Consider the following 8,445-nt stretch of genomic DNA (forward strand, 5'->3'; position numbering starts at 1 on the left):
GGTTACTGACCCGCGAACTTCTCACTGACGGCGTTGTAGAGCGCCTTCGCCTCATCACCCAGCCGCGGACCCGCGAGCCAGCCGGCCGAGATCGGGCCGATGGAGGTGTTGGACACCAGGGCGGGCTTTCCGTCCTTGCCGTTGGCCACCCAGCCGCCGCCGGACGACCCGCCGGTCATGGTGCAGCCGATCCGGTGCATCGTCGGCTCATCGGCCTTGACGGACAGCCGCCCCGGCTTGTCGGCGCACTGGAACATCTTCTGGCCGTCGAACGGCGGCGCGGCCGGATAACCGGTCGCCTTCATGCTGTCGATCTGCGCCACGGCAGGGGCGTTGAAGTCCACCGGCAGCGCGGAACCGACCGTCTCCTCCAGCGACTTGCCCGTACCGCCCTTCTCCGGAGTGACCTGGATCACCGCGAAGTCGTACGGAGCGCCCTGGCCACCGGTCTTGGCACCCTCGTTGATCCACTGGTCGGAGGTCTGGGCCCAGCCGCCCCACCACACACCGTGCGGAGCGACCTCTTCCTTCGGGGTGTTCTCCAGCTCGGCGGTGGATTTGGCGGTGTCGTTGTACGACGGCACAAAGGCGATATTGCGGTACCATCCGCCCTTCTTGCCCGCGTGGACACAGTGGCCCGCGGTCCACACCATGTTGGACTTGCCGGGCTTGGCCGGGTCCTTGACGACGGTGGCCGAGCAGACCATCGACCCCTCCGGGCCGTCGAAGAAGACCTTCCCCGCCTCGGGAGCGCCCGTACGGTACGGAGCCTTCACCGCCTGTGCGTCGACCGGGTCGGGTGTCGGATCGGTGACACCCTTGTCGCCGGAGATGTCCTGGTCGATCGGCTGCTCCGGGGGCTTCTCGGCCTCCCGCATCCGATCCGGGTCCCACAGGTCCTCGATGATCGGGTTGACGTAGTCCTTGGCCTCACGGAGCCACTTGTCCTTGTCCCAGTTCTTCCACGCGCCGTTCCGCCACGCGTCCAGATCGATCCCGTGCTCCTTGAGCCGGTCCTTCACATCGTCCGGAATCGTGATCTTGCTGTCGTCGGACTGGCCGGTGGAAGCGCTCGGCTTGTCACCCGCGTTGTCCTCACTCGGACCGCAGGCAGTGGCAGCCAGCGCGAGCACGGCGGCGATGGAGGCCGCGGCCAGCGCCGGGCGTATGGGTCGCATCGTGTGATTCCCCCTGGGACATCGGTACTTCTGAACCTTTGAGCTTCTGTGCTTCTGGACAACCGCTGAACCGCTGAACCGGCGGCGAACGCGCGAACTCACGCCCCCTCGCACAGCCGGATCCGTGCACCGGAACTGCCGGAACCGCCGCGAACCCTAACAAGGCGGCACCTCCCCGGAGCACAGCCCCCACTATGCCGGTGCCATCGGGGACAACACGCGGCCGGGCCACGGTTCCGCGGCCGGAAGGATCTTCCGACCGGCCGTGATCCCCGGCACCCGGCGTCGTTGGTAGGTACGGGAAGGCGCCGGGGGCCCCGAACAGTCTTCAGCCCAGGTGGGCGGCGCAGGAGTCCCCGTACCGATATGAGACGCACCTGTAACAGCGCAACAGCGATCGCCGGAGGACCGACAGCCGTGGCCGTGACCGAACCCGCCCCCGCGCCGACGGCCGCCCATGACGGGATTCTGCGCAGGCAGTCGCTGCGCGAGTCCGCTGCCCGGACCTATGCGCGCTCACTGCCCATCGTTCCCGTCCGCGCACGGGGGATCACCATCGAGGGTGCCGACGGACGGCGCTATCTCGACTGCCTGTCCGGCGCGGGGTCGCTCGCGCTCGGCCACAATCACCCGGTGGTCCTTGAAGCCATCAAGAAGGTCATCGACTCCGGGGCACCGCTGCACATCCTCGACCTGGCCACCCCGGTGAAGGACGCCTTCACCACCGAGCTGTACGCCACTCTGCCCCGGGAGTTCGCCGACGACGCACGGATCCAGTTCTGTGGGCCCGCGGGCACCGACGCCGTCGAAGCGGCACTCAAACTGGTGCCCACGGCGACCGGCCGCAGCGGACTGCTCGCCTTCACCGGGGCGTACCACGGTATGACGGCCGGAGCCCTCGAAGCCTCCGGCGGCGCCACCGATGTGCGGGTGACCCGGCTGCCGTTCCCGCAGAATCAGCGCTGTCCGTTCGGCGTCGGCGGCGAGCGCGGTGCCGAACTGGGCGCGCGGTGGACCGAGAGCCTTCTCGACGACCCCAGGAGTGGGGTTCCCGCCCCGGCCGGGATGATCCTCGAACCGGTGCAGGGGGAGGGCGGAGTGATTCCGGCCCCGGACGCCTGGCTGCGCAGAATGCGGGAGATCACCGCGGCCCGCTCCATTCCGCTGATCGCCGACGAGGTACAGACCGGCGTCGGACGCACCGGCACCTTCTGGGCGGTGGAGCACAGCGGGGTGGTGCCCGATGTGATGGTCCTCTCCAAGGCGATCGGCGGCTCCCTGCCCCTGGCGGTGATCGTCTACCGTTCGGCGCTCGACTCCTGGCAGCCGGGCGCCCACGCCGGGACCTTCCGCGGCAACCAGCTCGCCATGGCGGCCGGTGCGGCCACCCTCGCCTACGTCCGCGAGAACCGGCTCGCCGACCGTGCCGCCACCCTGGGCGCCCGTATGCTCGGCCGCCTCCAGGGCCTGGCCACCGCGCACGCCGGTATCGGAGACGTCCGGGGCCGTGGCCTGATGATCGGCATCGAACTGGTCGACCAGGAGGCCGGGTCTTCGGATGCTCCGGTGCCCCCGCCGTTCCCCGAACTCGCCGCGGCCGTCCGGCGCGAGTGTCTGAGCCGTGGCCTCATCGTCGAACTCGGCGGCCGTCATGGCGCCGTCGTACGGCTCCTCCCTCCTCTCACCCTCACCGATGAACAGGCCGCGGCCGTACTGGACCGCTTCGCCGACGCCTTGGCCGCGGCGGAGCGCACCACCCGACGAGACCCCGGCAGCAGGCCCTCCCACTGACGGACAGAACACGAGGAAGCCCTCCGTGAACCCGACCGCCCCGACTGCACCGACTGCACCTGGCGTCCCTACTGACCCTGCCATCCCTGACGTCCCCACCGACCTCGCCGACGCTGCCATCACTGACGTCCCCGCCACTTCCGGCGTCCTGACCGAATCCGGTGTCTTCACCGCCCCCGACGTCTCCGCCGCCCCCGACGTCTCCACCGGCCCTGGCGTCCCCACCGCCCCCGACCCCGAGGCCGCCGGCCGCCCCACCGCCCATGCTCCGGAGGCCCCGCCGGCGGCCGGCGCGCACGGCTCGCTCACCGCCGAAGCGCCGGCGGTCCCACGCCAGCCGGCCGTCCCGCGCCAGCACACCGGGGGCCATGACGACACGCCCTCGTACGCCCCGGGCCCGCCCACGGCGGCCGACCCCGCCGAACTCCTCGACCACCCCGACCCCCACCGCGCCGCGGACGCCGCCGCCGTCGAGAACCTTCTGCGCTGCTGGGTACGCGAGAACGACATCCAGCGGCCCGACGGCACCGCCCTGCGCATCCCCCTCCACACCTGCGGCACCGCACTCCTGGTACCCGTCCGCTACTGGTCGCCCTGCGGCTGGCATCGCTTCGGCCCGCCCGCCCTGGAAGGCGGGCGAAGCGAAGCGCCCGCCGCCGACGCGGTGACCGTCGCGGCACTCCTCGCCAGGGAAACGGGGCTGAGCCACGGAGCCGACCTGGTCGGCAGGGTCGCCGACTCGGTGCGCCGTACGGCCGACTTCATCGCGGAGCGCCGCGCCCGGCCCGCGCCCGCCCCCGGCGCGGACCTCTTCCTCGCAGCCGAGCAGTCCCTGCTGCTCGGCCACCCGCTGCACCCGACACCCAAGAGCCGCGAAGGACTCTCCGCGTCGGAAGTCCGACACTATTCACCCGAGTTGTACGGATCGTTCCCCCTGCACTGGATGGCCGTCGACCGATCCGTCCTGGCCACCGACTCCGCATGGACCGAACAGGGCCGTATCGTGCCCGCCGAACAGCTCACCGCCCGGCTCTGCGGGGACCTCCCGCTCCCCGATCACACGGTCGCCCTGCCGCTGCACCCCTGGCAGGCCCGCGAGCTGAGGCACCGCCCCGGGGTCGCCTCCCTCCTCGACAGAGGGCTGCTGCACGACCTCGGCCCCCATGGCGAGCACTGGTATCCGACGTCCTCGGTCCGGACCGTGCACCGCCCCGGGGCTCCGGCCATGCTCAAGCTCTCCCTCGGCGTACGGATCACCAACTCCCGTCGGGAGAATCTCCGCAAGGAACTCCACCGGGGCGTCGAGGTCCACCGGCTGCTGCGCACCGGCCTCGCCGAGCAGTGGCGGGCCGCCCACCCCGGCTTCGGCATCGTGCGCGACCCCGCCTGGCTCGCCGTCGACACCTCCGCCGTCGCGCGCGTGGGCGGGGGACCCGTGCCCGGATTCGACGTCATGCTGCGCCACAACCCCTTCGGCCCCGGTGACGACGCCGTCTGTATCGCCGCGCTGACCGCGCCCCGGCCCTGGCCCGGCCGGGTGGGGACGCACTCACGCCTCGCCGACATCGTGGCCCGGCTGGTCGCCCGTACGGGCCGGCCGACCGGAGCCGTGGCCACCGAGTGGTTCCTGCGCTACCTCGACCAGGTCGTACGCCCCGTGCTCTGGCTCGACGCCACGGCGGGCGTCGCGCTCGAAGCGCACCAGCAGAACACCCTGGTCGTCCTCGGCCCCGACGGCTGGCCCGGCGGTGGCCGCTACCGCGACAACCAGGGCTACTACTTCCGCGAGTCCCACCGCGCCGCCCTCGAACGCCGCCTGCCCGGCATCGGCTCCCTGAGCGACACCTTCGTCCCGGACGAGGTCGCCGACGAGCGCTTCGCCTACTACCTCGGCATCAACAACGTCCTCGGGCTCATCGGAGCCTTCGGGGCGCAGCACCTCGCCGACGAGCGCGTCCTCATCGCCGCCTTCCGGCAGTTCCTCTCATCGGCCACCGGTCTCGGCTCACCCCTGCCCGCCCAGCTCCTGGAGGCCCGCACCCTGCGCTGCAAGGCGAATCTCCTCACCCGGCTGCGGGGCCTGGACGAACTCGTGGGCCCGGTCGACACCCAGTCCGTCTACGTCACGATGACCAATCCCCTCCACTCCTGAAGACCGGTCACCCGGGACCGCCCGGCACTCCGATGCCGTACGCCCGGGACCGCCCGGCACTCCGATGCCGTACGCCTGGGACGACCGTGGCCCGCCCGTGGCCCGCCATCGGTCGAGCCGCACCCCGACCGAACAGCGAGAGGAGAGCGTCGCCATGTCTCCCACCGACGCGGGTCCCGGCGCCGGAAACGGGCCCGGACCCCGGCCCATAGAGGGTGGCACGGCGGTCGGCAAGGATGCCGAGATCGCCCTCCCCGGGGATGCCGAGGACACGCTTGAGCTGCGGCTCCCGGACGACTGCCCTGCGCTCTTCCCGGCGCCCTTTCCCGTGCGCGGCCCGGTCACCCGGCCCGCGCACCGGGACGGCCACACGTACCGGGACGGCCACGCGCATCTGGACAGCCCCGCGCACCGGGACGCCCCCGCTGCCGGTGATCTGCTGGACGGAGTCGCCGACTGGGGACCCGTCCCCACGCCGGGCGGCAGCTTCGTCCTGGTCCCGGTACGCATCGAGCGGGACCTCGCTCTGATCAGCCGCTGGATGAACGACCCGGCGGTGGCCGCCTTCTGGCAGCTCGCCGGTCCCGAATCCGTCACCGCCGCCCATCTGACCGCCCAACTCGACGGCGACGGCCGCAGCACCCCGTGTCTCGGGGTGCTCGACGGCATCCCCATGAGCTACTTCGAGATCTACCGGGCCGATCTCGACCCCTTGGCCCGCCACTACCCCGCCCGTCCTCATGACACGGGCATCCACCTCCTGATCGGTGGGGTCACCCACCGTGCCCGCGGCCTCGGCTCCACTCTGCTCAGAGCAGTCGCCGATCTGGTGCTCGACCAGCGCCCCCGCTGCTCACGCGTCGTCGCCGAACCGGATCTGCGTAACACTCCCTCCGTCTCCGCCTTCCTCAGCGGAGGCTTCCGCTTCTTCGCCGAGGTCGACCTCCCCGGCAAACGAGCCGCCGTCCTCGTCCGCGACCGCGCGCACCGGGACCAGCTCTGACCGGCCGGACCTCGCCGACCGGCCGGACCTCGCCGACCGGCCGGACTCGCCGACCGGCCGGACCGGCCCGGACACCCGTGTGCCGCCGTGCACGGTTCGGCCCCCGGTCCGCTCTCATGAGCGGAAACTGGCGGGATCGGACCGGAATGTCAGTGGCGAGCCGTAGGCTGGTCGGCCTATGACGAAGCCATCCCTCCCCGAACTCCTCCATGCCGCCGTCACCGCCGTCGGTGGTGTGGAAAGACAAGGTCAGGTCGCCATGGCCGAGGCCGTCGCCGAAGCCGTGGACGACGGGTCGCATCTCCTCGTCCAGGCCGGCACCGGCACCGGTAAGTCCCTCGGCTATCTGGTGCCCGCGGTGGCGCACGGCGAGCGCGTGGTCATCGCCACGGCGACGCTGGCGCTCCAGCGCCAGCTGGTGGAGCGCGATCTGCCGCGTACGGTCGAGGCGCTGCACCCGCTGCTGCGCCGCCGTCCGGAGTTCGCGATGCTCAAGGGGCGGTCCAACTACCTCTGTCTGCACCGGCTGCACGAGGGGGTGCCGCAGGAAGAGGAGGACGGGCTCTTCGATCCGTTCGAGTCTGCCACGCCCACCAGCAAGCTCGGCCAGGATCTGCTGCGGATGCGGGACTGGGCCGACGAGACGGAGACCGGAGACCGTGACGCGCTGACGCCCGGGGTCTCCGACCGCGCCTGGGCCCAGGTCTCCGTGTCGTCCCGGGAGTGCCTGGGAGCGAGCAAATGCGCGTACGGGGCGGAGTGCTTCGCCGAGCTGGCCAGGGAGCGGGCCAAGCTCTCCGATGTCGTGGTCACCAACCACGCGCTGCTGGCCATCGACGCCATCGAGGGCGCCCCGGTGCTTCCGCCGCACGAGATCCTGGTCATCGACGAGGCCCATGAGCTGGTCTCCCGCGTCACCGGCGCCGCCACCGGGGAACTCTCCCCGGGCCAGGTCAACCGCGCCGTACGCCGGTCCGCGAAGCTGGCCAACGAGAAGGCCGCGGATGCACTGCAGACCGCCGCCGAGACCTTCGAGCGGGTGATGGAGCTGGCTCTCCCCGGGCGCCTGGAAGAGATCCCCGAGGACCTCAGTTACGCCCTGCTGGCGCTGCGCGACGCTGCCCGCAATGTCATCTCCGCCCTCGGGTCGACCCGCGACAAGTCCGTCCAGGACGAGGACGCTGTACGGAAGCAGGCTCTGGCCTCCGTCGAGAATGTGCACGACGTGGCGGAGCGCATCATCCAGGCGTCCGAGTACGACGTCGTCTGGTACGAGCGCCACGACCGGTTCGGGGCCTCGCTGCGGGTCGCTCCGATGAATGTCTCGGGGCTGTTGAGAGAGAAGATCTTCACCGAGCGCTCGGTGGTTCTCACGTCGGCCACGCTCAGTCTCGGCGGAGACTTCAATGTGGTGGCCTCGACGCTGGGACTGTCTCCGGAGGGGACCGAGGGGGACGACGTGCCGCAGTGGAAGGGGCTCGACGTCGGCTCCCCCTTCGACTATCAGAAGCAGGGAATCCTGTATGTCGCCCGCCATCTGAACACCCCGGGCCGGGAGGGCTCGCGCGGCGACATGATGGAGGAGCTGGCCGAGCTGGTGGAGGCGGCCGGGGGACGTACGCTCGGGCTCTTCTCCTCCATGCGGGCTGCCCGGGCGGCTGCGGAGGAGCTGCGCGGCAAGCTCGACAAGCCGATCCTGCTACAGGGCGAGGAGACACTCGGTGAGCTGATCAAGGGGTTCGCGGCGGACGCCGAGACCTGTCTGTTCGGCACGCTCTCCCTGTGGCAGGGCGTGGATGTGCCCGGGCCCAGCTGCCAGCTGGTGGTGATGGACCGGATTCCGTTCCCCCGGCCCGACGATCCGCTGATGAGCGCTCGGCAGAAGGCGGTCGAGGAGTCCGGCGGAAACGGCTTCATGGCCGTCGCCGCGACCCATGCCGCACTGCTGATGGCCCAGGGCGCGGGCCGGCTCGTCCGGGCCACGGGCGACCGGGGCGTCGTGGCGGTGCTGGACCCGAGGCTGGCCAATGCCCGGTACGGCAGCTATCTGCGGGCGTCACTGCCCGACTTCTGGTACACGACGGACCGTAATCAGGTCCGGCGGTCGCTCGCGGCGATCGACGCCGCCGCGAAGACGGCGGACAAGTAGCCGCACGGGGCCGGTCGGCGATCCCCCGGTGGTGGACGGCACGCTGGAGGTCCCGTGGGCGGATGGCATGCGGCAGGTCCCGGTGGTGGACGGCATGCGACAGGTCCCGGGGCCGACCGTACGCGGCAGGGCCCCGGGCCCGGCGCAGTGGGTCCCGGGGCCCGGTCAGGGG

At 71.4% G+C, this 8,445-nt stretch carries 5 protein-coding genes; 4 read left to right on the top strand and 1 reads right to left on the bottom strand.

Going from position 1 to position 8,445, the window contains the following annotated elements; all coding sequences use genetic code 11:
- Positions 1-2: 2 nt before the first annotated feature.
- Positions 3-1,178 carry a trypsin-like serine peptidase gene (locus ACWF94_RS25640; protein ID WP_453492953.1) on the bottom strand — a complete coding sequence of 392 codons (1,176 nt, stop codon included), beginning with the start codon at positions 1,176-1,178 and terminating at the stop codon, positions 3-5.
- Between the two features lie 417 nt (positions 1,179-1,595).
- Between ACWF94_RS25640 and ACWF94_RS25645 the strand changes: the two genes are divergently transcribed.
- The 4 genes from ACWF94_RS25645 to ACWF94_RS25660 all read left to right on the top strand — a co-directional run bounded on the left by ACWF94_RS25645 (position 1,596) and on the right by ACWF94_RS25660 (position 8,273).
- Positions 1,596-2,969 (top strand): diaminobutyrate--2-oxoglutarate transaminase family protein, encoded by a 1,374-nt coding sequence (locus ACWF94_RS25645; RefSeq protein ID WP_453492956.1) that lies wholly within the window; start codon positions 1,596-1,598, stop codon positions 2,967-2,969.
- Between the two features lie 25 nt (positions 2,970-2,994).
- Complete coding sequence (locus ACWF94_RS25650; RefSeq protein ID WP_453492959.1) at positions 2,995-5,121, top strand: IucA/IucC family protein; 2,127 nt, start codon at positions 2,995-2,997, stop codon at positions 5,119-5,121.
- 154 nt (positions 5,122-5,275) lie between these two features.
- Entirely contained in the window at positions 5,276-6,124 is an 849-nt protein-coding gene (locus ACWF94_RS25655) for a GNAT family N-acetyltransferase (protein ID WP_453492962.1), read from the top strand.
- Positions 6,125-6,302: 178 nt separating this feature from the next.
- Positions 6,303-8,273, top strand: a complete 1,971-nt coding sequence (locus ACWF94_RS25660; protein WP_453492965.1) for an ATP-dependent DNA helicase — start codon at positions 6,303-6,305, stop codon at positions 8,271-8,273.
- Positions 8,274-8,445: the final 172 nt, after the last annotated feature.

Source organism: Streptomyces sp. NPDC055078, from assembly GCF_053607985.1.